Source organism: Idiomarina sp. Sol25 (assembly GCF_033052775.1).
In the GTDB taxonomy this organism is placed as follows: Bacteria; Pseudomonadota; Gammaproteobacteria; order Enterobacterales; family Alteromonadaceae; genus Idiomarina.
Map to the genome: position 1 here is coordinate 178,576 of NZ_JAUPEW010000002.1, position 25,595 is coordinate 204,170.

At 46.5% G+C, this 25,595-nt stretch carries 30 protein-coding genes and 1 pseudogene; 15 read left to right on the top strand and 16 right to left on the bottom strand.

Annotation, left to right across the window (positions count from 1 at the left end; genetic code table 11):
• Positions 1–44 precede the first annotated feature (44 nt).
• Complete coding sequence (locus Q5L94_RS04960; RefSeq protein ID WP_253619252.1) at positions 45–191, top strand: ATP-binding protein; 147 nt, start codon at positions 45–47, stop codon at positions 189–191.
• On the opposite strand, the gene Q5L94_RS04965 is transcribed toward Q5L94_RS04960, so the two are convergent.
• The gene (locus Q5L94_RS04965; protein WP_317497343.1) at positions 175–306 is read right to left on the bottom strand and encodes a hypothetical protein; all 132 of its coding nucleotides are present in this window, start codon (positions 304–306) and stop codon (positions 175–177) included. The two genes, Q5L94_RS04960 and Q5L94_RS04965, sit on opposite strands and share 17 nt — an antisense overlap.
• 452 nt (positions 307–758) lie before the next feature.
• On the opposite strand from Q5L94_RS04965, the gene Q5L94_RS04970 reads away from it, so the two are divergent.
• Positions 759–926, top strand: coding sequence for a hypothetical protein (locus Q5L94_RS04970; protein WP_317497344.1), 168 nt, complete (start codon positions 759–761; stop codon positions 924–926).
• A gap of 20 nt (positions 927–946) precedes the next feature.
• Here Q5L94_RS04970 and Q5L94_RS04975 read toward each other — a convergent pair.
• The 5 genes and pseudogenes from Q5L94_RS04975 to Q5L94_RS04995 form a co-directional block, all read right to left on the bottom strand.
• A pseudogene (locus tag Q5L94_RS04975) lies at positions 947–1,021 on the bottom strand (TA system antitoxin ParD family protein); the annotation flags it as partial.
• A 32-nt stretch (positions 1,022–1,053) separates the two neighbouring features.
• On the bottom strand, positions 1,054–1,389 hold the full coding sequence (locus Q5L94_RS04980; RefSeq protein WP_317497345.1) for a thioredoxin family protein: 336 nt from the start codon (positions 1,387–1,389) through the stop codon (positions 1,054–1,056).
• Between the two features lie 5 nt (positions 1,390–1,394).
• Positions 1,395–1,691, bottom strand: coding sequence for a type II toxin-antitoxin system RelE/ParE family toxin (locus Q5L94_RS04985; RefSeq protein WP_317497346.1), 297 nt, complete (start codon positions 1,689–1,691; stop codon positions 1,395–1,397).
• Positions 1,688–1,969, bottom strand: coding sequence for a type II toxin-antitoxin system Phd/YefM family antitoxin (locus Q5L94_RS04990; protein WP_317497347.1), 282 nt, complete (start codon positions 1,967–1,969; stop codon positions 1,688–1,690). Before Q5L94_RS04990 ends, Q5L94_RS04985 begins: the two co-directional genes overlap by 4 nt.
• 91 nt (positions 1,970–2,060) lie before the next feature.
• Positions 2,061–2,597, bottom strand: a complete 537-nt coding sequence (locus tag Q5L94_RS04995; RefSeq protein ID WP_317497348.1) for a DUF4269 domain-containing protein — start codon at positions 2,595–2,597, stop codon at positions 2,061–2,063.
• Between the two features lie 136 nt (positions 2,598–2,733).
• On the opposite strand from Q5L94_RS04995, the gene Q5L94_RS05000 reads away from it, so the two are divergent.
• From Q5L94_RS05000 to Q5L94_RS05035, 8 genes are all read left to right on the top strand, one after another.
• Positions 2,734–3,084, top strand: coding sequence for a VOC family protein (locus tag Q5L94_RS05000; RefSeq protein WP_317497349.1), 351 nt, complete (start codon positions 2,734–2,736; stop codon positions 3,082–3,084).
• Positions 3,072–3,689 (top strand): cyclic nucleotide-binding domain-containing protein, encoded by a 618-nt coding sequence (locus Q5L94_RS05005; protein WP_317497350.1) that lies wholly within the window; start codon positions 3,072–3,074, stop codon positions 3,687–3,689. Before Q5L94_RS05000 ends, Q5L94_RS05005 begins: the two co-directional genes overlap by 13 nt.
• A 92-nt stretch (positions 3,690–3,781) precedes the next feature.
• Positions 3,782–4,408 carry a nitroreductase family protein gene (locus Q5L94_RS05010; RefSeq protein WP_317497351.1) on the top strand — a complete coding sequence of 209 codons (627 nt, stop codon included), beginning with the start codon at positions 3,782–3,784 and terminating at the stop codon, positions 4,406–4,408.
• Entirely contained in the window at positions 4,405–4,857 is a 453-nt protein-coding gene (locus Q5L94_RS05015; protein ID WP_011235306.1) for a DMT family transporter, read from the top strand. Before Q5L94_RS05010 ends, Q5L94_RS05015 begins: the two co-directional genes overlap by 4 nt.
• Complete coding sequence (locus Q5L94_RS05020; RefSeq protein WP_317497352.1) at positions 4,854–5,597, top strand: GNAT family N-acetyltransferase; 744 nt, start codon at positions 4,854–4,856, stop codon at positions 5,595–5,597. The genes Q5L94_RS05015 and Q5L94_RS05020 overlap by 4 nt, the downstream gene beginning before the upstream one ends.
• 57 nt (positions 5,598–5,654) lie before the next feature.
• Entirely contained in the window at positions 5,655–5,870 is a 216-nt protein-coding gene (locus Q5L94_RS05025; RefSeq protein ID WP_317497353.1) for a DUF4177 domain-containing protein, read from the top strand.
• Positions 5,871–5,878: 8 nt separating this feature from the next.
• The gene (yidD, locus tag Q5L94_RS05030; protein ID WP_317497354.1) at positions 5,879–6,103 is read left to right on the top strand and encodes a membrane protein insertion efficiency factor YidD; all 225 of its coding nucleotides are present in this window, start codon (positions 5,879–5,881) and stop codon (positions 6,101–6,103) included.
• A 14-nt stretch (positions 6,104–6,117) separates the two neighbouring features.
• A complete protein-coding gene (locus tag Q5L94_RS05035; RefSeq protein WP_317497355.1) occupies positions 6,118–6,513 on the top strand; it encodes a TM2 domain-containing protein in 396 nt (131 codons plus the stop codon).
• 7 nt (positions 6,514–6,520) lie between these two features.
• Here Q5L94_RS05035 and Q5L94_RS05040 read toward each other — a convergent pair whose 3' ends face one another.
• From Q5L94_RS05040 to Q5L94_RS05055, 4 genes are all read right to left on the bottom strand, one after another.
• The gene (locus Q5L94_RS05040; protein ID WP_317497356.1) at positions 6,521–7,846 is read right to left on the bottom strand and encodes a type II toxin-antitoxin system HipA family toxin; all 1,326 of its coding nucleotides are present in this window, start codon (positions 7,844–7,846) and stop codon (positions 6,521–6,523) included.
• A complete protein-coding gene (locus tag Q5L94_RS05045; protein ID WP_317497357.1) occupies positions 7,843–8,163 on the bottom strand; it encodes a helix-turn-helix domain-containing protein in 321 nt (106 codons plus the stop codon). Before Q5L94_RS05045 ends, Q5L94_RS05040 begins: the two co-directional genes overlap by 4 nt.
• 212 nt (positions 8,164–8,375) lie before the next feature.
• A complete protein-coding gene (locus tag Q5L94_RS05050) occupies positions 8,376–9,536 on the bottom strand; it encodes an IS30 family transposase (protein WP_317497358.1) in 1,161 nt (386 codons plus the stop codon).
• A 154-nt stretch (positions 9,537–9,690) separates the two neighbouring features.
• Positions 9,691–10,188 carry a hypothetical protein gene (locus tag Q5L94_RS05055; protein WP_317497359.1) on the bottom strand — a complete coding sequence of 166 codons (498 nt, stop codon included), beginning with the start codon at positions 10,186–10,188 and terminating at the stop codon, positions 9,691–9,693.
• Between the two features lie 66 nt (positions 10,189–10,254).
• Here Q5L94_RS05055 and Q5L94_RS05060 point away from each other — a divergent pair.
• The 4 genes from Q5L94_RS05060 to Q5L94_RS05075 all read left to right on the top strand — a co-directional run bounded on the left by Q5L94_RS05060 (position 10,255) and on the right by Q5L94_RS05075 (position 15,923).
• A protein-coding gene (locus tag Q5L94_RS05060; RefSeq protein ID WP_317497360.1) for an IS3 family transposase occupies positions 10,255–11,402 on the top strand; the annotation gives its coding sequence in 2 pieces (ribosomal slippage) (positions 10,255–10,492 and positions 10,492–11,402; 1,149 coding nt in all).
• Positions 11,402–11,608 carry a hypothetical protein gene (locus Q5L94_RS05065; protein WP_317497361.1) on the top strand — a complete coding sequence of 69 codons (207 nt, stop codon included), beginning with the start codon at positions 11,402–11,404 and terminating at the stop codon, positions 11,606–11,608. Before Q5L94_RS05060 ends, Q5L94_RS05065 begins: the two co-directional genes overlap by 1 nt.
• A gap of 12 nt (positions 11,609–11,620) precedes the next feature.
• Positions 11,621–13,462 carry a DUF262 domain-containing protein gene (locus Q5L94_RS05070; RefSeq protein ID WP_317497362.1) on the top strand — a complete coding sequence of 614 codons (1,842 nt, stop codon included), beginning with the start codon at positions 11,621–11,623 and terminating at the stop codon, positions 13,460–13,462.
• On the top strand, positions 13,455–15,923 hold the full coding sequence (locus Q5L94_RS05075) for a DUF262 domain-containing protein (RefSeq protein WP_317497363.1): 2,469 nt from the start codon (positions 13,455–13,457) through the stop codon (positions 15,921–15,923). The genes Q5L94_RS05070 and Q5L94_RS05075 overlap by 8 nt, the downstream gene beginning before the upstream one ends.
• 294 nt (positions 15,924–16,217) lie before the next feature.
• Here the strand turns inward: Q5L94_RS05075 and gcvP are convergent, their stop codons facing one another.
• The 3 genes from gcvP to gcvT all read right to left on the bottom strand — a co-directional run bounded on the left by gcvP (position 16,218) and on the right by gcvT (position 20,751).
• Entirely contained in the window at positions 16,218–19,106 is a 2,889-nt protein-coding gene (gcvP, locus tag Q5L94_RS05080) for an aminomethyl-transferring glycine dehydrogenase (protein WP_317497364.1), read from the bottom strand.
• A 125-nt stretch (positions 19,107–19,231) separates the two neighbouring features.
• Entirely contained in the window at positions 19,232–19,621 is a 390-nt protein-coding gene (gene gcvH, locus Q5L94_RS05085) for a glycine cleavage system protein GcvH (protein ID WP_317497365.1), read from the bottom strand.
• Positions 19,622–19,671: 50 nt separating this feature from the next.
• On the bottom strand, positions 19,672–20,751 hold the full coding sequence (gcvT, locus tag Q5L94_RS05090; protein ID WP_317497366.1) for a glycine cleavage system aminomethyltransferase GcvT: 1,080 nt from the start codon (positions 20,749–20,751) through the stop codon (positions 19,672–19,674).
• Positions 20,752–20,892: 141 nt separating this feature from the next.
• Here gcvT and Q5L94_RS05095 point away from each other — a divergent pair, with 141 nt between their 5' ends.
• Positions 20,893–21,735 carry a LysR family transcriptional regulator gene (locus tag Q5L94_RS05095; protein WP_317497367.1) on the top strand — a complete coding sequence of 281 codons (843 nt, stop codon included), beginning with the start codon at positions 20,893–20,895 and terminating at the stop codon, positions 21,733–21,735.
• A 189-nt stretch (positions 21,736–21,924) separates the two neighbouring features.
• Here the strand turns inward: Q5L94_RS05095 and Q5L94_RS05100 are convergent, their stop codons facing one another.
• Genes Q5L94_RS05100 through pepP form a run of 3 tightly spaced genes read right to left on the bottom strand, consistent with a single transcriptional unit; the run spans position 21,925 to position 25,585 of the window.
• Positions 21,925–23,118 carry an FAD-dependent oxidoreductase gene (locus Q5L94_RS05100; RefSeq protein WP_317497368.1) on the bottom strand — a complete coding sequence of 398 codons (1,194 nt, stop codon included), beginning with the start codon at positions 23,116–23,118 and terminating at the stop codon, positions 21,925–21,927.
• Positions 23,115–24,281 (bottom strand): 2-octaprenyl-6-methoxyphenyl hydroxylase, encoded by a 1,167-nt coding sequence (ubiH, locus tag Q5L94_RS05105; RefSeq protein WP_317497369.1) that lies wholly within the window; start codon positions 24,279–24,281, stop codon positions 23,115–23,117. The genes Q5L94_RS05100 and ubiH overlap by 4 nt, the downstream gene beginning before the upstream one ends.
• Positions 24,263–25,585, bottom strand: coding sequence for a Xaa-Pro aminopeptidase (gene pepP / locus Q5L94_RS05110; protein ID WP_317497370.1), 1,323 nt, complete (start codon positions 25,583–25,585; stop codon positions 24,263–24,265). The genes ubiH and pepP overlap by 19 nt, the downstream gene beginning before the upstream one ends.
• Positions 25,586–25,595: the final 10 nt, after the last annotated feature.

The following is a 25,595-nucleotide window of genomic DNA, read 5'->3' on the forward strand; positions in this document are numbered from 1 at the left end:
CCCGCATCCAGTCAATTCACCGCCAGCAACTTGAACATGCTCTCATCCCCTTTTACAGCACTAAAGTCAACGGCTCAGGCATTGGCTTAACACTGTGCCGAGATATTGTTGAAGCTCACGGCGGTAGCATTAACTTACGTAATCAACCGGAAGGGCTCGAAGTTAAGCTGTTGCTTAAACTCCCATCATGACATCCCAAAACGAATATTGATATTTGTACTCCAGTGGAAGCGTATAAGACACCGTCTTTTCTTTTCCATTAATGATGAGCTTAAAACTGACTTTTTCCAGGAGCTTTTCAGGCATGCCTTTTTCGTAGTGCAGAACGACAGACTCCCGGCCCCCAACTTACCCGCGCATTTAGATACCGTCAACTCAACCTTTAACGGTTTGAAAAGCTCACCAGATTCGGAGTAGTGCTCCAGAAGCACCGACTCGGGTATCACCTCTACGCCGGACTCATCACTCAAATTGAAGCTTAAAAATGATTTTCTCCAGGTCGATTCCGGCGTTCCTTAATGACTATTGTACACATCGTTCAAATGCGTAATCTCGACCAAATCGCTAAATCGACTGTCTGCGTTTACTTTATAAAGAGTGCTGTAAAACTCGTACTGGTTGCCATCATTGTCAGCATACTTACTTTTATAGGGAACAGGTGACCCATCCCGCTTTACGGCATAGTTGTAATGCCCGCAACCAGCGAGCAATAAAGAGGCCAGAGCGGTCAAAATTATTAGTCGTTTCATAATAGGGTTGTGAAATTTGCCAGCGTGGTCACCGACCAAATGGAACGGGAAGCTCAGGTAAGAGAAGGTGCAAGCATCGCCTACGACGTTTCACAACAAACTGATGTAAGCGCCCAGAAAGGGTCCGCTGTGGTTCAGAATACGGCCGCAACCATGCTCCTGGGGGAGCCAATTTAGAAAGTGCTCCCCCGTTCTTTAATAGAGCGAACCATAACCGAACTAGCCTTGCGAATTTCCCCATGCAGTTCGTCGTCAATTTTGACAATTCCCATAGCAGCCCCTGAATATATGATATGTATATAAATCACATATTCGAAATGAATTCACGAACCTCATCAGTCTTTAATGGTCTCACTAGACGAGCCACTTCATTGCCATTGTGCAGGAGTATCAAAGTCGGCCAAAGCTTGACCTTGAACGCGCGCCCCAGAGGTTTGCCCTTGCCGTCGTATATTTTAATATGGCGCAGTCCTGAGTGTTCAGTTACAGCTTCCTTTATCGCCGAACTTGCAGCCTGACAGTGTCCACACCAGGGCGCGCCAAACTCAAGGAGAACGTCACCTGATAATTCACCAGCTTGTTCAAAGGTAAATGATTCTTCTGCGTAATCGGAGTTAGAGCCAATATCATCGGTTTTCATCCTACTTACTCCTCACCAAGCTCAGACATTCGCAATAGCTGACTACTGCGACGCACAGTCAGAATATCAACCTGATCTTTGATGCTGTAAATAACCCGATACGATCCAAATATCAGCTCCCTGATGCGAGATGAGCCCACCTCAGGAACCATGCGTCCACTTTTAGGAAAATCAGCTAACCGCTCAACCGTGGCAAATAAATCATCAACCCAATGTATCGCAGCTGCCGGATTATCTTCTGCAATATACCAGGCTATGTCCTCTACACGCTCCAGCGCAAGCGGGGACCAGATAATATTCATTGAGCAAGCCTGCTCAAAACCCGAGCCTTCGCGTCTTCATGCGAAATACCGTTCCCGGAAGCAATCTGTTCTTCCGCCTTGTACACCTCTTCTAGTATTTCCAGACGTTGTTGCATCTTCTCATATTCGTGAACATCCACCAGTACTGCAACGCCTCGACCTCTTTGTGTCAGCACCATAGGGCGACGGGTTTCATGAAGCTGCTTTACGAATGTGGCTACCCCTGCACGAAATTCAGACAGAGGGCGGATATCTTCATCTACTCGAACCCTTGACATGGAAATCACCTCAGTACTTTTTAATGTACATCAAAGAGTACAATAGGACTTGAAAGCAAGCAAGGTATCTGTGGGAAGAACCAACGCTCGGCTAACGAGATGCCTGAGCCAAATTAAGCAACTTGTTAAGCTCCTTTTCAGACCAATTCTCCAGTTCAAGAACTGCAGCGTAGGGGTCTCCAGGAATTCCCATAACCCGACAAATAGCAGGTTCTGTTTTGAGACCGCTTTCTTTAAGTTGCCGTATCCTGTCGATGAACTCATTGCCCCCGATTTTTACAAGGCGTTTCATCACTTGATAATGGCGAAATGCAGCCTGCGACTCCAATGGCGTTTTTGACGCATAGACTTCAATTAAAAATTGGTTACAGTGAAACTGACCTAAAGCGTGATCTTTGCGTGGGCGCATGCTGTAAGCTTCATAGCCGGAATATGCCGATTCAAATGTCTCAATAAACGCTTCTTGTTCCTGGTACGTACAAACGATATCAATGTCGCTTTCTCTCGTATCCAGAGAAACAAATATCGTACTAACAACTTCCGGCGAATATGCGTTGAGTTTGATCAGAACTCCTGATTCTTCTAACGCTTTGTTGGCGCGGAGGATCTTGCTATTCATTTTGGCCATTTTTGGGATTCATATAGCATCTATCTATATTGTGCCGATACAACAATAAATGAGCAATAATACTGATAAAAATGAGCGTTAGGTTAAACTAGAACTAAAGGTAAAATCGTTTCTCAAAAAGCCCTATGCGAGGCACATGATGAACTCAACTAAAATTAATTACATTGAACTTCCGGCTCGGAGCCTTGAAGCAACCAAGCGCTTCTTTCAACAAGCTTTTGGCTGGGATTTTGTAGACTATGGCCCGGAATACACGGCTATCCAAAATGCGGGGCTCGATGGCGGGTTTTACCAATCTGATTTAGTTGCTCAAACGTCAACGGGCAGTGCGCTGGTGGTGTTATACAGCAAAGACCTTGAGCAAAGCCTGAAAAGCGTTGAGGATGCAGGCGGTAAGATCCTCAAGCCTATATTTGATTTTCCCGGTGGTCGGCGTTTTCAGTTTACCTGCCCAAGTGGAAATGAGTATGCAGTATGGTCAGAGTAGTCACACAAATACCAAACGACGCCCTCAAGCACCTGCGTGCCCGCATGGACAGCTATCATGTCATTACCGAAAGCTGTTGGCAGAAGTTTCAGAGCCTGCTGAGTTATCACGAATACGTTCGTGGTGACTTAATCTACTCTGTAGGTGAGCATCCCGACAGCTTTAGCTTTATCCATAAAGGCTTAGCGCGGGTGTTTCATTTGGATGAAAACGGTCAGGAGTACAATAAGCGGTTCTTTAGTGAAGGTGAGTTTCCCGCCTGCATGAGCTCGCTATTAACGACTACGCCTTCGGCATTAAGTGTTGAGTGCTTAGAAAACTCGGCTGTACTGCAAATTAACTTTCGTGGTTATCGCCAGTTGCTGGAGCAAAGCCCTGACTTAATGCGTTATCACATCCTCTATTTAGAGAAAAACTGGCTGCTGGAAAAAGATGAACGCGACAATGCCTTTGGTCAAACAACAGCTGGCCAGCGTTACCAAACTTTTGTTGAGCAACTTCCGCATCTTGTTAGTCGGGTGCCTCAATACCACATTGCCTCTCACCTGGGGATAACGCCGGTGCAACTGTCACGATTACGCAAGCAATTACAAACCCCGAAATAATTTCCACTTATTAAACTATGTTAATGCAGCCCTTCCCGGGCACCTGAATAATAGAGCTCACTTGCAGCAATAGAAGCTAACAGGAGCTCTAAATGTACTTGGAAAAATTACAGCAATGGCGTTACGCCACCGCCGACTTCTCTGGTGCCGACATCAATGACGAGGTTTTGGATACACTCTTAAGCACCACCCGTTTAACGGCCTCGTCTTACGGCCTGCAACCCTACTGCACACTGGTTATTCGCGACAAAGGCCTACGTGAGCAGTTGGTTAATCACTCTTTTGGGCAGCAGAAAGTCGCGGACAGCTCAGCGCTGGTCATATTTGCGGCAAAAACAGGGGCGGTTGCAGACATTGTTGACCCTTATATTTCGGAATTAAGCCAGCAGCGCCAGCTTACCAACGAAGAAGCGGAGAATACCCGCAACTATTTAACGCAAAAGCTGCAGGCCATGTCAGCCGCAAAGCGCAAAGAATGGGCAGCGCGTCAGGCCTATATTGGTCTGGGTACATTTTTGCTGGCCGCCGCTGAACTCGAAGTCGACAGTTGCCCAATGGAAGGCATTGAGCATGACGCCTATGACAATATTCTCTCACTGAAAGAGCTCGGCCTTAGCACCGTATTCGCTTGCCCTGTGGGCTATCGCAGCGAGGCAGATGCAACCCAGTTTCAGAACAAAGTCCGCCAGCCACTGTCGCGGTTTAAGGTTGTTTTATGACCCAGACAATACTTGTGATATTGGCTATTGCGGCGGGCATGTCGATATCTATTCAGGCCAGTATTAACGCTATGATGGGGCAACTGGCGCACAATACGTTCTTGTCGCTGACCATAGCCTTTACCATTAGCGCGCTGTTCTCTGCTTTGGCTCTGTGGGGCTTTAGCGAGCGCACCAGCATTACATTTTTTAGCCTGCCCTGGTACTTCTGGTTAGTTGCCGCCATTTTTACCTGCTTTGGTGTCGGCACCATGTACTTTCTCATACCGAAACTGGGGGTGGGACAAGTCATGGCTTACGCTCTCGCAGGCCAGCTCATTGGCGCCATGATCATCAATCACTTTGGCTTTTTAGGGAACACCGCAATTGCACTTAACAGCTACCGCCTAATTGGCGCTTGTTTTCTTATCGCCGGGGTATTTTTAATTAATATGGGGGCACGGCAATGACAACCGAGCAACAACAAAACCTTTATAACTTACATCAGCTTTGGCGCATGCAGCCTTATCAGGAATTTACCACCAACCCTGGCGCTACAATTTACAAGCTAGAGCAATGGCCGCGCAGAATATGGTGCGAACCGGGCAATTATTCAGAAGCGGAAAAAGAGAAACTGGTGGCAAAGCTAAGTGCAAAAGCCTCTGACTCTCATATCTTATCCATGCCCGAAATGCTGTTACCAAAGGCCGGAACGGGGTTACTCCTGCTGCCGTCGGAGTTAACCCCCAGTTTTAGTCAGCAAATGATGGTAAAAACTCTGAGTGCATCGGCACTTTCAGACCCCGCTCCCAGGCTAACGTTAGAGCCAATAGAACATAACCAGGTTCAACAATGGGCGAATACCACCGGCTCATGTTTTGGTTATGAGGTTGAGTCGTCGTCTGTTCAAAACCTGTTACTTGGTGGCGCCTGCTTGTACTTTATAAAATATCAGGGGCAAGTAGCCGGCACCGCCATGACCTTCATCCAGAAACAACAAATGGGCATTCATCAGGTGGGTGTACTGGACGATTACCGGGGCAAAGGGTTAGCCAGAGACGCCATGCTGTTACTTGAGCAATACGCACTGGCCGCTGGCATCAATACCCTTCAACTACAGGCATCGGCTATGGGAGAGCCTCTATACCAATCTCTGGGCTATCGCTCGTTAGGTGCCATTCACAATTTCATAAAAATTGACGCTACATAGCTTTTTACGTAAGTTACTTACAACTAAACCGAAGTAATCAAAAACAAGGAAGAATGCATGTCTAAGTTTACGGAATACAAAGTCATTCATATCGCGGAAGGCGGCTGTGGCACTTTACTGTTAGGCTCAAGTGGTCTGCCGTTAAAGAAAATTGAATCTACTTTGAACCAGGAAGCTGCCGACGGCTGGCAAATGGTGTTTCAGGTACTGGAACAAAAACGCTTTTGGCTGTTCTGGACACGTGAAGCGGCAATTTTAACTCTGGGTCGATAAAACCGAGCATGATAAAGCGGCTCATTTTAGCTTCAATTCGTTGGTATCAGCGTCGTGGCGGTTCGCGCCACTTCTTTAATACCGAATGTAATTTTGAGCCGTCCTGTTCGCACTATACTTATCAGGCCATTAGCCAATACGGTACCTGGCGCGGTATAAAGCTTGGTGTCGCGCGCATGAAGCGTTGTAATGACCCTGACTGCGTGCATAAAAAACATGATCCAGTTCCCTAAATAAGGTAGCCGTTATGTCTTACGAAATGTCTTCTGAGCAGTTGCGAGATGAGGAAGAAGCCCTGCGTAACCAAATACGCGAACTAACACCTGAGCAGCGAAAAGAATATTTCCGCCTTGAAGGTGAGCAGATAAAAGACCCGGACACCTATGCGGTACTGAACTGGTTCATTATGGCGGGCCTGCATCATTTTTATTTAGGTAACACGCAGCGCGGCCTTATCAACCTTTGTGTCATGCTGGTTGGCCTGGTTCTATTGCCCTTTTTTCCTATCGTCGGAATTATCGTTCTGCTCGGCATTGTTATTATTGAGCTGCCACAATTGTTTAAGTCACAACAAATTGTGCATGCCTACAACAATAACGTTATGCGCGAGCTTATTCATAAAGTTAAGTCAAATAACGCCTAAACGCCTATCAGGCAAAATCTTTCAGCCTGAGATGCCCCTCTATTGAGTCGGCAAGCGCTTTTGGCACCTCATGTTCAGTGGCTAATTCCCGCCACTGAGACACCGCGTTTATCACCTCATCAATAATTGCATCAATTTCTTTGCGCTCTACTTTTGGGAGCTGAACGTCTGCCAGCGCGTAAAAATCGGCGCGGGTATGGCCGCTGCGCTTGCCATTTAAAGACATCCAGTGCTGCTCTACCCAGGGGTTTCCGGGTTTATAGCTAAAGGCAACGTCGTAAGCCGGGCTCAGCCGCCACTGCTTGTCCTCCAGCATAAAGCCAAAGTTTTTGGAGTGATCATCGTGATTCGTTGCTACGTGGTTAAAGACCATACGGCGAAACAAGTCTATGGCGTCCGCTCGTGGCAACCTTAGCTGGCGGGCAACCTGAAACAGCTCTTCATAAGAAAACGCGCCAATATCGTGATAGTTCACGTGCTTAATAGCGGTAAGCGTTTGAATGTGCTTTTTCTCATTGCCTATTCTGTCAAAGCGCTTGGTCACAAAATGGCGTCGGTTGCCTTCATCCAGCAGGTGACATGGCATCATATGAATGCCCGCTTTTGTGGCCATTAAGTAATACACATACTCCATGGCACCGTAACCTAACGGGTCGCCAAAGGTTTGTTGAGATGAGTCGCGCTCCTTTACGCCGTCAAACTTCAGCAGATAATGCTCAAAGCCCTCGGGCACAATCCCCTGCCCTGAACGAACCTGGCTGAAGTCCTTATTAAACGCCAGTACCGCTTTTGGCCTTGCTCCGCCGGCGCTGGTGCCAACCGCTAATAAGGCCTGCATCATTTCTTTGTCTGCCGCGTCGTGAAAATGCGTACGCTGACGAAAGCCTTTTCGCGCATCCAGCACTTCCTGCGCCAATTTCATTAAGCTTTCAAGCTCAATGTCTTTGTTTTTGGCGTTGGTTTGACTCTTACGCGCGGGGTGATATTCAAGAGCCCCCATGCCCCGCTCACCGGTGTATTGAAGCCGCTCAAGCGGGCTCAGAGGTTCAGTGCGATCTGGTTGCTGCGCAACCCATTGGTTCAGTACCGCATTACCGAAGTCGTCGGGTAAAGAGTCTGCCAACATGCCCGGCAGCCCTCTGAACGTATCCCAATTTAACCCAGGGAAGGAGTAAATTCGTCCTTTCTCAGCAGGCATGGTTAAAGGCGCCAGCGGAATGTCTTTTTCGACAAACTCAGATAAGTACTCGAATCGTGCAGCCGTGTCGCCTTTGTTATAACTTAAGGCACCGACAGGCTCACCTTTGTAGCGAACTTCAATGGTATTAATCACCAGTCCAGCTCCTCATTGTCAGCAGGTTTCACACGCGTTTTACCGCTGGCCCGTTTCTTTTGTTTGGTGCTACTTTTGAGCAGCTGCACAGGAGAAACGCCCTCGTCCGGGAAGGCGGCCAGTAAATTGTCGATATGCCCCAAAGCCTGAAGAATAGCGGCATAGGTCGGTAAGGTGCTTTTACCACCCTCCGCAGATTTAACGGCATTCAGCGAGACATTCGCTAAGGTAGCTAAGTCCTCCTGAGTTAAATCCTGGTTCAGCCGATACTGCCTGACTCGCTGACCAATGATGGCTGAAACACGATCAGAATCCATATAAAGAACCTTAAATAGGCTTTAAACCGATGATTAGAGTGTAGCAGACTATTTAAGGTACGCAATTATTTTTATATAAAAGTCTTTGCATGGGCTATAAACCGTTAATTTGGCATAAAAGCCTTTTTAACAGTTATAAGGTGGGTTTAAAAACGGGCAGTCGATAGTACTTGGTTTGGATATCAATCGATAGTCTGCTTCGTGCTGTGAGTTCAACCGTTCAGTGCAACACATTGTTTAAATCTCTCAGCTGGGCATTCATAGTTTAGCGTTTTTCTTGGGCGTTCGTTTAACTGTCTTGCGATACTGCTTAGCTTCTGTTGACTATGAACTGACAGGTCGGTGCCCTTTGGAAAATACTGCCTGAGTAGCCTGTTTGTGTTCTCATTAGAGCCTCGTTGCCAGGGAGACTTGGGATCACAGAAGTACACCTTAATGTCGGTAGCTACCGTAAAAGCTTTGTGGTTTGTCATCTCAGAGCCTCGATCCCAGGTAAGCGTTTTATATAATTCTTTTGGTAATTTGCCGGCTTGTTTAATTAATGCAGGAACAATGGTCGACGTTCTATTATCGGAGACTTTGGCAAGCATCACGAAACGTGAATGACGCTCCACCAATGTAGCGATGAAAGAGTTCTTAGAGCCTTGTATCAAGTCTCCCTCCCAGTGCCCAGGTATTGCACGATCCTCAACACACTGAGGTCTTTCACTAATAGAAACGGCTTCTGGTATCTGCCCCAGCCCTTTCCCTTTAGTCGACGCTGTTCGTGACCTACGGACCGCACGCTTAGTCCGCAGGCACTTTTGTAATTCCTTTTTCAGGGCGCCTCTTGTTTGAATAAAGAGCGTCTTATAAATGGTTTCATGGGACACATGCATTTCCTGATCTTCGGGATATTGTCGCTTTAACCATCCAGCTATTTGCTGTGGAGACCAAGCGCGCTTGAGCTTAGCTGCGATTAATATACACAATGAAGGGCTATCAATTAACTTGCAAGACTTAGGTCGCAGAGCTCGCGTCCAAGCCTCGTCCTCAGCTTTTGCAGCACGATACTGGCTCGAACCACCATTCCTCAGTATTTCTCGACTAATGGTTGAAGGCGCTCTAGAGAGTCGTTTGGCAATCTCTCTGATAGACTGGTTTGTTGCTAATCCTCTGGATATTTCTTCTCTCTCATTAAGAGTTAATGATGAGGCACGCCTTTTTCTGATTGGTGGCCTAAAACCACCTGTTTGATAGATAGTCGGCATTATCGACGAATGGTAACGGTCAAACATCTTAGCGATATCATGCAATGAGTCGCCTTGCTTATACCTATCCCAAATCAGTGCTTTTTGCTCTGGAGTGTAGTAAATGCGTTTTCTTCGGTTCATGGCGCGATCCTCCCTTAAATAAGGATAGCGTTGCATTCACCGATTGAACTCACAGCCAGTAGCGGACGTTAACGCCCTCAACAGCGGAAAATTGGGAGCGCAGCGAGTAATTTTTCCGACTGCTTGCGCTTGTTATAAGCCAACTGTACTGACACTAGGCTTTATTTTGGTCAAATGGAATCTCTACGACGACCGGCCTTTCTGATTTAACTATCTTGCCAAAAACGACCGCTTGAAGTTTCTTAAGGTTTGGAACCATTTCAGCAGAACTTGAACCAAACACATTCTTGAGGAAGCTAATACTTGTGTCGTCATAACATGCAAAACTGACAATTGAATTACACTGCGTTAGTACTGTCTTGCTCACATTGGCTGTCCTTTGCGCTAAAACTAGCAGTCCGACATTATACTTCCTTCCCTGTAGAGCAATTTGTGCAATTTTTGCAACCAACCCCTTTGAGGCGAAGTCAGACACACCCATTGTTGCTGATTCCGGCATTATTGTATGTGCCTCTTCAACAGCAACTAACACTCTTTTAGAATCGTTACCAAAACTCGCTTTGGAAATGTTTAATAAGCAGGACATATATATTTCAGTGATAAATATAGATGCTTGCGAATTTGATATTTCGGGTAATTGAATCAACCCCAATTTGGACTTCCCAGGCTTTGCTAGACACTTTTAACAGTTACAATGTAACTCAAACTAGAGGTGTTTATGAGCAAAGGCAAACGGTATACCGAAGAGTTTAAAATTGAAGCCGTCAAGCAGGTCACCGAGCGCGGTCACTCTGTTTATGACGTCGCTGATCGTCTGGGCATTTCCGTCAAGTCACTTTACGACTGGCGTGCTAAATACGGTCAGGATAATAAAACCAATAAATCCTCCGATGAACAACTGCGCATAGCAAAGCTTGAAGCCGAGCTAAAACGCGTTAAGGAGGAACGGGATATATTAAAAAAGGCCGCAAAGTACTTTGCAGGCGAGTCCGAGTAAAGTACGCCTTTATCCGTGATCATCAAAATCAGTTCTCTGTTTCGGCCATGTGCCGGGTGTTGAAATTGAACCGCAGTGGTTTCTATGCCTGGCTAAAGAAGCCTTTAAGCAATCGAGCCATAGAAGACGCGAGACTTTTAAAACGCATCAAAGCGTTCTTCATTGCCAGTGGTGGCACATACGGCAGCCCCTGGATCCACAAAGATTTACGTGAAGCAGGTGAAAAATGCAGTGTGCATCGTGTTGCTAAGATCATGCGACTCAATAAGCTCAGAGCTCAAATTGGTTATAAACGTCGTCATATAAAAGGCGGTAAACCTGGCAGGGTTGCTGAGAACGTCTTAGAGCGGCAGTTTAACCCTAAAGCGCCCAATACTTCGTGGGTAAGCGACATCACCTACGTACGAACTTACGAAGGCTTCCTTTACGTGGCAACGGTTATCGACTTGTTCTCCAGACGCGTTGTTGGCTGGTCAATGGACAAAAATATGGATAAACATCTGGTTATCAGAGCACTGCTTATGGCGGTTTATCAGCGACGTCCGAAAGAGAAAGTGTTGGTGCACAGCGATCAGGGCAGCCAATATGGCAGCTCTGATTACCTGGCATTCATGAAAGAGCACAACCTAATACCATCGATGAGCCGACGTGGGAACTGCCACGACAACGTCGTTGCTGAAAGCTTTTTTGCCACATTTAAAAAGCGGGTCATCCGGAAAAAGATTTACCCGAACAGGAACGAAGCGAAGACTGAGATATTTAATTTTATCGAGATGTTTTACAATCCAAAAAAGCGTCATTCTCATACAGGCGGCGTATCGCCTGCTAACTTTGAAAAGGCGTACTTTGAGAATCTACAGACTGTCTAGTGAAAGCTGGGAAGTCCATTCTAGATTTTCAAGTACAGTTGCCAACATCAAGGGAAGAACAGGCTGCTATTGCACAAATTCATATAGATATGGATAACGAAATCCAAACTCTTGAACAGCGCTTAGCGAAAACCCGTCAAATCAAACAAGGCATGATGCAAGAGCTACTCACAGGCCGCACACGCTTGCCGTTTAATAAAGAATAATAAGGAACATGGATGTCTGAATGTAACGAATTAGAATTAAAGCCCATTAACGATTTATTGGCACTGTCGTTTTTTATACCTGCCTACCAACGTGGCTACCGTTGGTCTAAAAGGCAGGTTACTGAATTACTGAGTGACGTTTACGAGTTTTGTCTAAACAAAAATAAAACGGAGCAAGATTTTTATTGTTTGCAGCCTGTTGTGGTAAAAGCCCGAGGTAACCAATGGGAGTTGGTAGATGGTCAGCAAAGGCTAACTACCATTCTTATAATTTTGGGTTACTTCAATTCACGATTTGCTGAAGACTTCCGAAAACAACTATATTCAATCGAATATGAGACGCGACCAGAAAGTAAAGAATACATTGCTACGCTTGATGAAAGTCAAAAAGATAAAAATATAGACTTCCACTATATTTTCGAAAGCTACAACGAAATCCGCAATTGGTTTAAAGATAAAATTAACCGCATAAATGATATTGAATCTGTATTTCTTAATGATGTTAAAGTGATTTGGTATAAGATAAGTGAAACGGAAAATGTAACTGAGGTATTTACCCGGTTAAATATGGGTAAGATCCCTCTGGTTAATGCCGAGTTAGTTAAAGCGCTATTTTTAAAGTCGAGCAACTTTGCCCAAGAGGTTGACGACACCAAAAGCAAAAAGCCAATTCAAGATTTACAGCAGCTAAAGATCTCTCAAGAATGGGATGCTATTGAGAAACGCTTACAAGATGATGCGTTTTGGTATTTTATTAGCAACAAATCTATTACCACCAATCGTATCGAGTTTGTGCTGGATTTGGCATCTAGAAACCTTAATGATGAAGGCATTCTAGACACTGACAAGTTGAAAATATTTCTGACGTTCAACCGACTGCTTTCGAATAGCGGTGATAAAGATAAACCTGTCGATGTTGCTCGTGAATGGCTAAAGGTAAAGCAATGCTTTATGACGCTAGAAGAGTGGTATAGCGACCGCGCTTTATTTCATCTGATTGGCTATTTAGTCTCGCAAAAATTTTCTATTACTCATATTTTCGAATTACATCAAGAGGCACTCACAAAGTATGATTTTCGACAGTCATTGTTAAAACTAGTTTTCAGTAAGACCTTTAACGGTAGAGAGATAGATACGTTATCTCAAGAATCGCTAGATGAGAGACTAAACTCTCTCACTTATGAATCTGGAGCACATAGACTCAGACCAATACTATTGCTATTTAACGTAGCTAGCTTACTTGCTAACCCGGCTACTAATGCGCGTTTTCAATTTGATAAATATAAATTAGACAGTTGGGATATCGAACATATCCGCTCAGTGGCATCCGATATGCCAAATAGTAAAGACAAGCAAAAGGCATGGCTTGAAAATGTTGTTGCTTATATCTCCAGCGATGAAGCCCTAGATGCTGTAGAGTCTGACAACGATACAAGCAATGAAGAGCTATCTATCAAACTTGAAGCTACGGAGTTACTGCAATCAGCTAACTTCAATAATGATCAGTTTGAAGCTGTGTACGACAGAGTACGAGCGCATTACGACCCTGATGGTAATGAAGATGTTGATAACTCAATTGGCAATCTAACCTTGCTAGATAGCAGAACCAACCGTAGCTATCAAAATGCTGTATTTCCAATTAAACGAGCGAGGATTATCGCACTAGATAAAAAGGCAACCTTTGTTCCGCTATGCACTAAGAATGCGTTTCTTAAGTATTACAGCAAACAGGTAGATAGGATGCTGTATTGGGAAGCGAAAGATAGCGAGGATCATCAAAGGGCTATGGTAGAAATGTTACTCGGTTTCTTTCAAGGAGTAGGTGTTCATCAAAAGGAGTTAGGACATGAATAATGGAAAAAGCTTAACATTTTACGGTCTACTTGATGTTGTTGAAGCGATAGAAATTCCAATATTACAGCGTGATTATGCACAGGGTCGAAAAGAAGAAGGTGAAGTTAGAACACTGTTTTTAAATTCATTATACCAAGCGCTAAATAACAAAGATGACTCACGCCAGCCTTTAGATTTGGACTTTGTTTACGGAAATTTTGAAGAGGGACAAAGTAAGGCTTTCTCTGTTCTTGACGGCCAGCAGCGCTTAACGACTCTATTTTTATTGCATTGGTACTTAGCAATACAACATGGTCATATTGCAGAATTCAGAGAACGATTTGTCACTGATGAACAACGATCTCGCTTTACTTATAAGACACGTCCAAGCACAACCGAGTTTTTTGATGCATTAACCTCCAAAGATATTGAAATATCGAATGCAACAATAAGTAAGCAGATTAAAAATAGTCAGTGGTTTTATTTATCGTGGCAACAAGATCCAACCGTACAAGCTTGTTTGAATATGCTTGATGCAATTCAAGCATTGTTTTCTCAAAGTGATGTCAATTTGTACGAACGAATCACCAATACAACTGAACCTTACATTACCTTTCAGTTTTTAGACCTTCGTTCTTTTGGTTTGTCAGATGAGCTTTATATAAAAATGAATGCTCGTGGTAAGCCGCTTACAATATTTGAAAATTTTAAAGCCAAATTAGAACAAAAGATAAAGTCTTTTGAGAGTGATTGGCCTGAGTACACATTACCTTTTCAAGACAGTGCTAGCGGTTATAATTACTTCATACATAAGATAGATACCGACTGGGCCGATTTGTTCTGGCCCTATAGAAATGTTTGCTCAATTGACGATACCTTTGATGATGAGTTAATGAATTTCATTCGACTAGTTATCGCCTATCAATATCTCGTTAATCATAAAGATTCACCTATCGTTTTGCATGTGAATAGTGACGAATTCTTTGGTCGAAACGGGAGATTAGAACCCCTTACACTGTCCCAATATGAAGAATTAGAATGTTTAAACAAAGAATTCATTATCCGGCTAATTAGTTTCCTTGATCTCATTTATAGGGGTGGATTGGTCGAGAACAAAATAAACAGCTACTTAGACACTGATTACTACAACGAGCATAAAACATTCAAGAACGTATTGAGTAACGATGCTAGCTACGATGATAAACTTAGGTTTTATGCATTTTACAGCTACGTTGCAAAATCATCGACAAATAAAGAGTTAACTGAATGGTTAAGGGTTATTTTCAATTTAACCGAAAACACCATTATCAATACCGCAGATGAGTTTAATAAAGCACTGTTTGCAATAGACAACCTTTGCCAGCACGATAGTCCCATATTAGAAACGCTAGCTAATAATGTTGAAATATCAGGTTTTACAGGTGCTCAGATAGTCGAAGAAAAGATCAAGGCTCATCTGCTGTTAAGGTCTAGTGAATGGCGAGTAGTTATTACCAGTGCAGAACAGCATTCATTTCTGAAAGGCCAGATTGGCTGTATTTTAAATTTTTCTGAAATACTAAATTACTATCGAGAACACAAACATTGCAACTGGAGCGCTGAAGAAGATGTCGAGTTTTTAAGTAGCTTCACACGATACTCTAATGCGATTCAACGTGTATTTGATCAAATTGAAAGCAGCTCAGCGTCAATTGATTATTTGTGGGAAAGGTCGGTATTAAGTAAAGGTGTATACTTCACCGATAAACGAGGCGACAAATACAATATGCTGTCCTCTCGCGATACTAGAAACAATATTCCTCGTGATCATAGTTGGAAAAGATTACTGCGGTTCGGCACAGCTTCAATTGAGCAAAAGCAAAGTTACGTTAAAGCAGTTCTAGATGACCCGTTATTTAATGCTAAAGAAATACAAACTTCACTTTCTGCTATTTGTTCCAATGCTATAGAGTCTGAAGATATTGAGTCTTGGAGAAAAGCATTAATTCAACATAAAGAGTTAATTGCGTATTGCCAGCAAGGCTTTACTGAGAAAAATAACTATGAATTTGTGTTGCTTGGGCAATCGCAGCGAAATCATACGCATATTGAACTTTTCACCAAAGTACTAGAAATAGAGCTATCTCAAGACAAGAGCTTAATAGCACCTTTTTCCTGGTTAAGGTACGAGCCTGTTAAGTCGCGTGAAGAAAGTGCGCATTTGAAACTAATCGGGTTTGTTCATAATGAACAGCGATATCAAATAGAGATCTATAAAAAAGGTAGCTGCTTCGATATTAGAATCAAAGGTGGTGAAATCGAGAATGCACCAGAAACTTTAACGGATTCACTAGAGAGTGAAGGATTTGAATTGAGTGGCATGGCATTGCCTAATCTCGGCTTTTACAAATACTACAGTGATAAAAATCAGAAAAGTATTGAAGATGTAAAATTAAAGATTCAAAAACTATGCGTAAGTTTAAAGGATTTAGACGATGAGTAATGTTGGTCAACTAGAACGTAAAACCCAAAACCGAGTGGTGGGTTCTACCCCGTTATTAATTTTCAAAGATTAGAACTACTTGAAATATATGCAGTAATTGATTTAGATATTTTTAGGTTTATTAATAAGTTATCGATATTAATATAAATAATTTGCTAAAAGTTTTTTTCATTTTTTTGAAAAATCAAATTAGCCTTCGAATTTGAAGCAAAAAAAGCGCATCATTAAGATCCGCTTTTCAATTTTGTTGTTAAGCTGAATTCGGGAATTACATGATCACAACAGGCTACCTTTCTACCGATACTCTTCAATGCTCGGGCACGAGCACATCAGGTTACGGTCGCCAAATACGTCATCTATACGGTTAACGGTTGGCCAGAACTTGTCGTAACCAACGGCTTCAACCGGGTAGGTTGCCGTTTTTCTATCGTATGGGCGGTCCCATTCTGCATCGGTAATGTCCGCTAATGTATGCGGTGCGTTCACCAGTGGGTTGTTGTCTTTTGGCCATTCACCGGCTGCTACTTTCTCGGCTTCGGCTTTAATGCTAACCAGGGCTTCAATAAAGCGGTCCAGCTCAGCTTTAGACTCAGACTCGGTCGGCTCAACCATAATGGTACCCGCTACCGGGAAGCTCATTGTGGGTGAGTGGAAGCCATAGTCCTGCAAGCGCTTAGCCACATCAATTTCAGCAATACCGGCGGCGTCTTTCATTGGGCGCAAGTCGATAATGCACTCGTGCGCGACACGGTTGTTGCGGCCACGATACAGAATTTTGAAGTGCTTACTCAGCTTCTCAGCCAGGTAGTTGGCGTTCAAAATAGCGGTTTCTGAGGCTTCACGTAGGCCGCGTCCACCCATCATGGCAATGTACATCCAGGAAATGGTCAGAATGCTGGCACTACCAAACTGCGCAGCAGATACCGCGCCGTTACCGGCTTTAGGCCCGTCGATATTCACAATGGAATGGTTTGGCAGGAATTCAGCCAGATGCTGCTTCACGCCAATAGGACCCATGCCAGGGCCACCGCCACCGTGCGGAATACAGAAGGTTTTGTGCAGGTTCAGGTGCGACACGTCCGAGCCGATGTAACCCGGTGAGGTTACGCCAACCTGTGCGTTCATGTTGGCACCGTCCATGTAAACCTGACCGCCATAGCTGTGAACCAGGTCACAAATGTCTTTAATGCCTTCTTCGTAAACACCGTGTGTGGAAGGGTAAGTGACCATAATGCACGACAGGTTCTCGCCCGCTTCTTCTGCTTTGGCTTTTAAGTCGTCCATATCCACGTTGCCGTGCTTGTCACAGTCAACCACTACTACTTTCATGTTCATCATCTGAGCTGAAGCTGGGTTGGTGCCGTGGGCAGAGCTTGGAATAAGACAAATGTCGCGGTGTCCGTCGCCCCGGCTTTCATGGTACTTCTGAATAGCTAGCAGACCCGCGTACTCGCCCTGCGCACCGGAGTTCGGCTGCATCGACATGTCGTCGTAACCGGTTACATCAATTAACCATTCCGACAAGGTTTCAACCAGCTCGTAATAACCCTGTGCCTGCTCTGCCGGGCAGAACGGATGCAACTGACCGAACTCAGGCCAGGTCACCGGAATCATTTCGGCGGTGGCGTTCAGCTTCATGGTGCACGAGCCCAAAGAAATCATTGAATGGTTCAGGGCTAAGTCTTTGTTTTCCAGCTTTTTAATGTAACGCAGCATTTCGGTTTCAGAGTGATACTCGTTAAATACAGGATGCTGTAAATACTGAGACTGACGCACTAAGTCAGCAGGAATGGATTCCACATCGCCACCGGCAACACGGCTGTCTAATACGTCGATATCTAAACCGTGATTGTCGCCAAATAACACCGCAAACAGCGTTTCAACGTCGTCACGCGTTTTGGCTTCGTCCAGGCTGACACCAAATACGCCTTCGCCGTCAACGCGCAGGTTAAGACCCAGCGCTTTGCTGCGCGCCAATACGTCTGCAGCGTTTTCTTTCATTTCAAAGGTTAAGGTATCAAACCAGTGGCTGTTCACCAGCTTCACGCCTTTGTCCTGCATGCCTAAGGCAACAATATCGGTTAAACGGTGAATGCGGTTGGCAATACGACGCAAGCCTTCAGGGCCATGATACACAGCGTAAAACGACGCCATGTTGGCCAGCAGAACCTGCGCAGTACAAATGTTCGAGTTCGCTTTTTCGCGGCGTATATGCTGCTCACGCGTCTGCATGGCCATACGCAATGCAGGGCGTCCGCGAGAATCTTTAGAAACGCCGATAATACGACCTGGCAAAGAACGCTTAAATTTGTCACGGGTAGCGAAGAACGCGGCGTGAGGACCACCATAGCCCATTGGTACACCAAAGCGCTGTGCGTTACCGAATACCATGTCCGCGCCCATTTCGCCCGGTGACTTCACCATTAACAGGCTCATTAAGTCAGAAGCAACGGCGACAATGGCCTTTTTCTCCTGCAACTCACCAATTAACTGTTCAATGTTGTGCAACTGGCCTTGTTTGTCCGGGTACTGCAACAGTGCGCCAAACACATCGTGGTCAGAGGCTTCACGAGCCGGTCCGACAATAATGTCGAAACCAAAGTATTCGGCACGGGTTTTCACCACGTCAATGGTTTGCGTATAAACGTTGTCGGCAATGAAAAACGCGTTGGATTTTTTGTTTTTAGAAACACGTTTTGCCATCGCCATAGCTTCGGCGGCGGCAGTGGCTTCGTCCAGCAATGAGGCGCTGGCTAAATCCAGACCAGTTAAGTCCATGGTCATTTGCTGGAAGTTAAGCAGTGCTTCTAAACGGCCCTGAGCAATTTCTGGCTGGTACGGCGTGTACGCGGTGTACCAACCCGGGTTTTCCAGCACATTGCGCAAAATAACGTTTGGCACTACGGTGTCGTAGTAACCCATACCAATGTACGAGGTACAAATTTGGTTCTTTTTCGCGATGTTTTTAAGACGAGCCAGAGCTTCGCGTTCAGTTTGCGGCTCCCCTGTTTGCAGGAACGGTTCACGAAGAATCGCACCAGGCACAGTGTCTTTGGTTAATGCTTCTAAAGAATCTACACCCAGCTCAGCCAGCATGGCTTTTTGTTCATCAGCGCCTGGGCCAATATGGCGGCTAATGAATTCATCGTGGTGCTCTAATTGCGTCAGGGTAGTACTGCTCATTTGACTCAGCCTCGTACATTTATCGGAAATTTATCGAAAACTTATCGGATACAAAAAACAATGAACCCCGGCTAAATTCCGGGGCTCAGGACGCTCTGTGTCATTGGTGCTATGCGCCAATGGCCTCAGTCCTCGTCTATTGAAGCCTCGTAAGCATTTGCGTCCAGCAAGTTGTCCAGCTCGCTGCTGTCATCTGCTTTTATACGGAATAACCAGCCGTCACCGTAAGGGTCGTTATTAACGGTTTCAGGAGCATCTTCCAGGTCTTCGTTAACTGCAACCACTTCACCGGTCATTGGTGCGTAGATGTCTGACGCTGCTTTTACAGATTCAGCTACAGCAATGTCGTCGCCTGTAGCAACGTCGTCGCCTACATCAGGTAACTCAACAAACACCATGTCGCCAAGAAGTTCCTGCGCGTGCTCAGAGATACCTACTGTAAAGGTACCGTCACCCTCGTCACGAACCCACTCGTGAGTTGATGCGTATTTCAGATCTGCTGGAATATTGCTCATTTTACTTTCCTTCTAACCGGCGTAGCCGGAATGTATTGAATCTTGTTCGATTATAAAACAGATTGACCGTTTCTGACGAAACCTGGCTTAACTACCTTCACCGGCATTTGTTTTTTACGCATTTCCACTTCCGCTGTATCACCAACACTTGATGGAACGCGAGCCATTGCAACTGAGAAACCAAGTGTAGGCGAGAATGTACCAGAAGTGATGATACCTTCGCCACCCTCAACGGTTACTTTTTGACCGTGACGCAGTACACCTTTCTCTTCCATCACGAGGCCGACTAACTTGTCATGACCTTCAGCTTTTTTCTGCTCTAATGCTTTACGACCAATGAAATCGCGATCAGCCGGTTCAAACGCTACGCTCCAGCCCATATTGGCTTCCAGCGGCGTGATGTTCTCATCCATGTCCTGACCATACAAGTTCATGCCAGCTTCTAAACGCAGTGTATCACGAGCACCCAGTCCACAAGGAGCAACCTCGGCTTTTAGCAAGTCATTCCAAAGGGCTTCAAGCCGCTCGGCCGGAACCACAATTTCGTAGCCTTTTTCGCCGGTATAACCTGTGGTCGCAATAAAGTAATCGCCAACGTCTTTACCCACAAAAGGCTTCATGCCGTCAATTTCTGCGTACTGCTCTGCGGTTAATACGTTTTGAATTTTGTCAGCGGCTTTAGGGCCCTGCAGCGCCAACATACCCATGTCGTCACGCTCTTTGGTGGTGACATCAAAATCGGCCGCAACTTTTTCAATCCATGCCAGGTCGCGGTCACGGGTGGCTGAGTTAACAACCATGCGATAAGCAGTTTCTGAGAAGAAATACACAATAAGGTCATCAATAACACCGCCGTTTTCATTCAACATGCTGGTGTATTGTGCTTTGCCTTCGGTTTTTAGCTTGGCAACGTCGTTAGCCAGCAGGTAACGCAAAAACGCTTGTGCCTGTGGGCCTTCTACGTCAACAATGGTCATGTGCGACACATCGAAAACACCGCAGTCACGGCGTACAGCATGGTGCTCTTCAATTTGTGAGCCGTAGTTCAGCGGCATGTCCCAGCCGTGAAAATCAACCATCTTTGCACCCGCTTTTACGTGTGCTTCGTACAGTGGCGTTCTGCTACCCATACCGTGTTCCTTTTCTGTTCACTTTATGTGCGTGTGTATGGGCGCAAATTATAGGCGTGATTCGTTTAAACTTAAAATCAATAATGCTTATAATAGTATTATTTTTTCAAATACCCAGTAATGACTTTATAAAGCGAACCAATGAAACATTTATCCTTAGAAGCCTTACGCAGTTTTAGTGCGGTGATTGAGCTGGGCAGTATGACACTTGCCGGCGAACGCATGGGGCGTTCTCAGCCAGCTATTAGTTTGCAGCTTAAAAAGCTGGAGCAGCAACTGGGCGTTGAATTGCTAACCCGCCAGGGCAACGGCTTTGCCCTTACTGCCGACGGTGACGTGCTGTTTGACTACGCCCAGCGTATGTTGGCGCTGAACGATCAGGCCTGGGCACAATTCGAACCGCAACAAGTGAGTGGTAAAGTGCGGCTGGGTATTACCAGTGAATTCGCGTCCAGTTTGCTGCCCAAAGTGCTGGGGCAGTTTGCTCAGGTTTACCCGCAGGTAACGCTGCAGGTGACTTCCGCGTTGAGTAAAGACTTACTGTCCGGACTAGGACAGCAGTTTGATATTATTCTGGCACTGCGCGAACAGACCAATAAAAGCGATGTACTGATTCAGCGCGAAGAGCTGGTTTGGGTGGGCTCCCCCGCATTGGTTGAACAGCCCAGCTTGCCTTTAGTTGTGGCTCCGGAAGGATGCATTTACCGCCGCCGTGCCGAACAGAGCCTGCAACGGATACATCAGCCCTACAGAATCACCTACACCAATACAGACTTCTCAGGGCTTACCGCCGCACTGCACAGCAGTTTGGGAATAACCGTACTGGCCCGCAGTACGGTACCAGACAGTGTTTCGGTAATTGATGCGCTTGCCAATGGGAAGAAATTACCAGCCCCGGGTTCAGTCAACGTCATTATGCGCCTGGCCGGCGGTGCCTCAAGCGCTGCCTCTCAATTAGCCGACTATCTGAAAGCAAGGATTTGAACATCTCACCTGACGTGAACGTCAGGCTTTTATCTACATCTGGTGGGTGCTGAGCCGCTGAGATAGGTGGCGCTTATGGTTGGTACCTATTGGTCAGGGAGTGTGCGGCGCCATGGATGGCGACGCCCAAGCCCTACAGGGACGTATTCACGGGCGTCTCCCTGACCAATAGGTGCCAACCACAGCCGCCTAGCTCTGGGGGTCAGTGCCCAGCGCGATTTCGGCTAGCTTGCGTTTTAAAAAGGTGAGTTTGTTTGGCAGTGCGAAAGCCAGTGCGCGTAGGCCTTTCACTACTGGGTTTGCTGTGCCGAAGCCGCGTTTGAACGTTTCCATTGCGGCTATCATTAGCTGGGCGTCGGCTTTGCGCTCCCGCTGATACGCACTCAGCGAGCGGTGCAATTGCGCCAGCGAGGATAAATCAACACCCTCAATTTTTTCGGTTAAGGCTTTTACGTCACCAAAACCTAAGTTCGCGCCCTGCCCGGCCAACGGGTGAATAGTGTGAGCCGCGTCACCAGCCAAGACAATACGATGCTGATACCATTGGCGGGCATACTGCATTCTAAGCGGGAAGGCTTTCATATCAGACACACACTCACAGGCACCTAATACCCGCCCTGACTCTGTTTCCACCTGTTTAGCAAAGCGCTCAGGCGGCTCATTAAGCAAGTTTCTGGCGAGATCTTCATCGGCAGACCAAACAATGGAAACGGTATGAGAGTCAGGCGTTGGCAGAAGCGCCAGTGGCCCGGTGGGTAAAAACACCTGACGAGCCACGCCATTATGCGGTTTTTCGGTGCGAATGTTCGCCACAATGCCTTGCTGTCCATAGTCCCAGAAGGAAATTGGTAATTCAGCATACTGCCGCACTTTCGATCGGCCACCGTCGGCTCCAATTATAAGATCAGCTGACAGTAACCACTCACCAACTTCTATTTCCGCGGGGTGAGAATCATCACCGGCGTGAACCATTGTCCACTCCTGCGTCTGTAATATCTCAACACCTGCCTGCTCGGCACGTTGCCACAAAAAGTGCTCAACAACGTTGTTTTCAACTATAGCGCCTAAATCTTCGGCGTTAATTTCCTTTGCTGAAAACTCAATGTGCGCCGGGCTGTCTTTGTCCCACACTTGCATGCTCTGGTAGGGGCCACTTCGGTGTTCCTGCACTAAAGGCCAGGCACCGCAGTCTTTTAATACGCTGCGACTGCGATCATTCAACGCACTCACCCGTAAAGCCAGCTCTTCAGAAAGCTCAGGTTGCGAATGCCTTTCCAGCACCATCACTCGCCGGTTCTGCTGAGCCAGGCGTATCGCCAGACTCAGGCCAATCATGCCGCCACCGACAATCACAACATCTAACTTTTTGCGTTTCATGGTCATGGTTGCATCCCCATGGTTAAGCGTGCAAAGGCGGATTTCAGACGCGAACAATGCTGCAGTAACATCAGCGCACTGTTGCGACCCAAAACGGTGGGTAAATAATGGTTGGAGAAACCACGCACCAGGCCGTCGGTCAGCTTAATAATGGCCTGATAGTCGCGTTCGCGGTTCTGCTCGTAGCCTTGTAAAACGCGGAAATTGCCGGGGTCATCGGTTGTTGCCAGTACTTCACACAACACTTCGGTATCCCGCAGGCCCAGATTAAACCCCTGTCCGGCTATGGGGTGTAAGGCATGCGAGGCGTTACCAATAATGACACTGCGGTGATGGGTTGAGCGTTTAGCCCGGCGTAAAATGAGAGGATAAAAAACCCGCTTCGACACTCCGGTAAATAAGCCTGCACGGTAGCCAAAGGCCTGCTGACAACGGTGTAAAAATTCGGTATCTGACCATTGTTCGGCGGCTTCACGCTGCTTTTCGGTAAAGCTCCACACCAATGAGGCCTGCGAATTCTGCATAGGTAACAAAGCAATGGGTCCGGCTTCGGTAAAACGCTCAAAAGCCCAGCCATCTAAGGGCTGTTTCATGTCTAAGGTGGCAATGCAGCCAAACTGACCGTAGTCGTAGGTATCAGATTTTAACTCAAGCTGCTCGCGCACTAACGAGTTCTGGCCATCGGCGCCAATCAGCAACTTAGTCTGCAATTTCTGCGCGTTATCCAGAGTGAGTTCAACGTAATCCTGCCGCTGTTTCAGCGACTCCAGTCGCACACCGGACAACCAGTTTAAATTCTTTTGTTTCTGGCAACTCAGGTATAGGTTATTCACCAGCTCTGAGGCCGAAACCACTCGCCCCAGCGCCTCAACTTTTTCGTTTTCAGCGTGTAATTCGGCTGCGCCGGCAAAACCACGATCAGAAATATGAATGTGTTGTATTGGGGTAGTGTCAATGCCATCGAGCGCGCCAAGGCTTTGTAAGCGCTTTGCTGAGGCAGCTGCCAGCGCAATAATGCGCTTGTCGGCGGGCGGGCCTTCGGCGCGTGGTTCACACACCACAATACGCCAGTCCGGCCGCTGCTGCGCCAGCATTAAGCCGGTTAAGGCACCCACTAAGCTACCTCCGGCTATAACCACATCAGCCTGAGTTACTGGCTTTTCATCCATTCTTCAATCTCTTCAATGGTTTTCGGTACGCCCGCGGTCATGTTGTCAAAGCCATCGGCTGTTACTACCAGGTCATCTTCAATGCGAATGCCAATGCCGCGCCACTTTTCATCAACCTCGGCGTCTTCCGGAATATAAATGCCCGGTTCTACCGTCAGTACCATGCCCGGCTTAAAGGAAACCGGCTCGCCTTCACTGTTGCGATAGCGACCCACATCGTGAACGTCCAGACCCAGCCAGTGACCTAATCCGTGAATAAAGTAGGTTTTCCAGCGCTGCTCTTTCAAGTTCTCTTCGGCATCACCGGTTAAAATACCCAACTCGGTAAGACCGTCGCTAATCACCCGCGCTGCGGCTTCGCTCGCCTTAACCAGATTACTGCCGGGTTTAATTTCGGCAAAGGCGGCTTGCTGGGCTTTCAGCACTAAGTTGTAAAGTATGCTCTGCGGCTCACTGAACTGGCCATTCACCGGGAAAGTACGGGTAATATCGGCGGCATAGCCCTGATATTCGGCACCGGCATCCACTAATAGCAAATCGCCGTCGTGCAGTACGTCGCGGTTGTCGGTGTAATGCAAAATGCAGGCGTTTGCACCGCCGCCACTAATAATGCCATAGGCCGGATGCAAAGCGCCGTTCATAGCAAACTCGTGATGCAACTCCGCCGCTACCTGATACTCATGCTTTCCGTCTTCAACAAAACGCATAATGCGACGAAACGCTCCCGAGCTGATGCGTGCCGCTTCTTTCATGACTGCAATTTCTGCGTCGGACTTAATTAAACGCATGGCATCCAGGTTAGGCCTCAAGTCAGACAAGCTCTGAGGCGCCAGCTTGCCGCTTCGTCTGGCTTTAACACTCACTTCGTCACGAGCTTCACTGACTAACTCGGCCAGTATTGAATCTTCACCCATAGGGTAAAAAACCGATTCAATGCCCTGCAACAATTCGGGTAAGCGCTCGGGCAAAGTATCCAGGTCTTCTGCGCTGTCGACACCTAAGGCTTCAACGGCATTTTCATACCCCAGACGCAAGCCATGCCAGACTTCGTGCTTTGGGTCTTTGTCCTGACAGAATAAAACACTGCGTGGGTTGCTGTCGTTGATCAGCAGCAAGACAGCGTCCGGTTCGTTAAAACCGGTTAAATAGAAAAAGTCGCTGTTTTGCCGGAACGGAAACTCGGTATCGTTGCTACGGGTAACTTCGCTGCTGGCGGCAACCAGTGCCAGTGAATTTGCCGGCAACAATTGCAATAACTGCTGCCGGCGCTGGTTAAATTCGTCCTGCGGAATAACGTCTTTCATCAACGACCTC

Bases quoted from the DNA above. Each gene is read 5' to 3' on its own strand.
- Q5L94_RS04965 (WP_317497343.1), bottom strand. From the start codon at position 306: ATGCCTGAAAAGCTCCTGGAAAAAGTCAGTTTTAAGCTCATCATTAAT.
- Q5L94_RS04980 (WP_317497345.1), bottom strand. From the start codon at position 1,389: ATGAAAACCGATGATATTGGCTCTAACTCCGATTACGCAGAAGAATCA.
- Q5L94_RS04985 (WP_317497346.1), bottom strand. From the start codon at position 1,691: ATGAATATTATCTGGTCCCCGCTTGCGCTGGAGCGTGTAGAGGACATA.
- Q5L94_RS04990 (WP_317497347.1), bottom strand. From the start codon at position 1,969: ATGTCAAGGGTTCGAGTAGATGAAGATATCCGCCCTCTGTCTGAATTT.
- Q5L94_RS04995 (WP_317497348.1), bottom strand. From the start codon at position 2,597: ATGGCCAAAATGAATAGCAAGATCCTCCGCGCCAACAAAGCGTTAGAA.
- Q5L94_RS05000 (WP_317497349.1), top strand. From the start codon at position 2,734: ATGATGAACTCAACTAAAATTAATTACATTGAACTTCCGGCTCGGAGC.
- Q5L94_RS05005 (WP_317497350.1), top strand. From the start codon at position 3,072: ATGGTCAGAGTAGTCACACAAATACCAAACGACGCCCTCAAGCACCTG.
- Q5L94_RS05010 (WP_317497351.1), top strand. From the start codon at position 3,782: ATGTACTTGGAAAAATTACAGCAATGGCGTTACGCCACCGCCGACTTC.
- Q5L94_RS05015 (WP_011235306.1), top strand. From the start codon at position 4,405: ATGACCCAGACAATACTTGTGATATTGGCTATTGCGGCGGGCATGTCG.
- Q5L94_RS05020 (WP_317497352.1), top strand. From the start codon at position 4,854: ATGACAACCGAGCAACAACAAAACCTTTATAACTTACATCAGCTTTGG.
- Q5L94_RS05025 (WP_317497353.1), top strand. From the start codon at position 5,655: ATGTCTAAGTTTACGGAATACAAAGTCATTCATATCGCGGAAGGCGGC.
- yidD (WP_317497354.1), top strand. From the start codon at position 5,879: ATGATAAAGCGGCTCATTTTAGCTTCAATTCGTTGGTATCAGCGTCGT.
- Q5L94_RS05035 (WP_317497355.1), top strand. From the start codon at position 6,118: ATGTCTTACGAAATGTCTTCTGAGCAGTTGCGAGATGAGGAAGAAGCC.
- Q5L94_RS05045 (WP_317497357.1), bottom strand. From the start codon at position 8,163: ATGGATTCTGATCGTGTTTCAGCCATCATTGGTCAGCGAGTCAGGCAG.
- Q5L94_RS05050 (WP_317497358.1), bottom strand. From the start codon at position 9,536: ATGAACCGAAGAAAACGCATTTACTACACTCCAGAGCAAAAAGCACTG.
- Q5L94_RS05070 (WP_317497362.1), top strand. From the start codon at position 11,621: ATGTCTGAATGTAACGAATTAGAATTAAAGCCCATTAACGATTTATTG.
- Q5L94_RS05075 (WP_317497363.1), top strand. From the start codon at position 13,455: ATGAATAATGGAAAAAGCTTAACATTTTACGGTCTACTTGATGTTGTT.
- gcvP (WP_317497364.1), bottom strand. From the start codon at position 19,106: ATGAGCAGTACTACCCTGACGCAATTAGAGCACCACGATGAATTCATT.
- gcvH (WP_317497365.1), bottom strand. From the start codon at position 19,621: ATGAGCAATATTCCAGCAGATCTGAAATACGCATCAACTCACGAGTGG.
- gcvT (WP_317497366.1), bottom strand. From the start codon at position 20,751: ATGGGTAGCAGAACGCCACTGTACGAAGCACACGTAAAAGCGGGTGCA.
- Q5L94_RS05095 (WP_317497367.1), top strand. From the start codon at position 20,893: ATGAAACATTTATCCTTAGAAGCCTTACGCAGTTTTAGTGCGGTGATT.
- Q5L94_RS05100 (WP_317497368.1), bottom strand. From the start codon at position 23,118: ATGACCATGAAACGCAAAAAGTTAGATGTTGTGATTGTCGGTGGCGGC.
- ubiH (WP_317497369.1), bottom strand. From the start codon at position 24,281: ATGGATGAAAAGCCAGTAACTCAGGCTGATGTGGTTATAGCCGGAGGT.
- pepP (WP_317497370.1), bottom strand. From the start codon at position 25,585: ATGAAAGACGTTATTCCGCAGGACGAATTTAACCAGCGCCGGCAGCAG.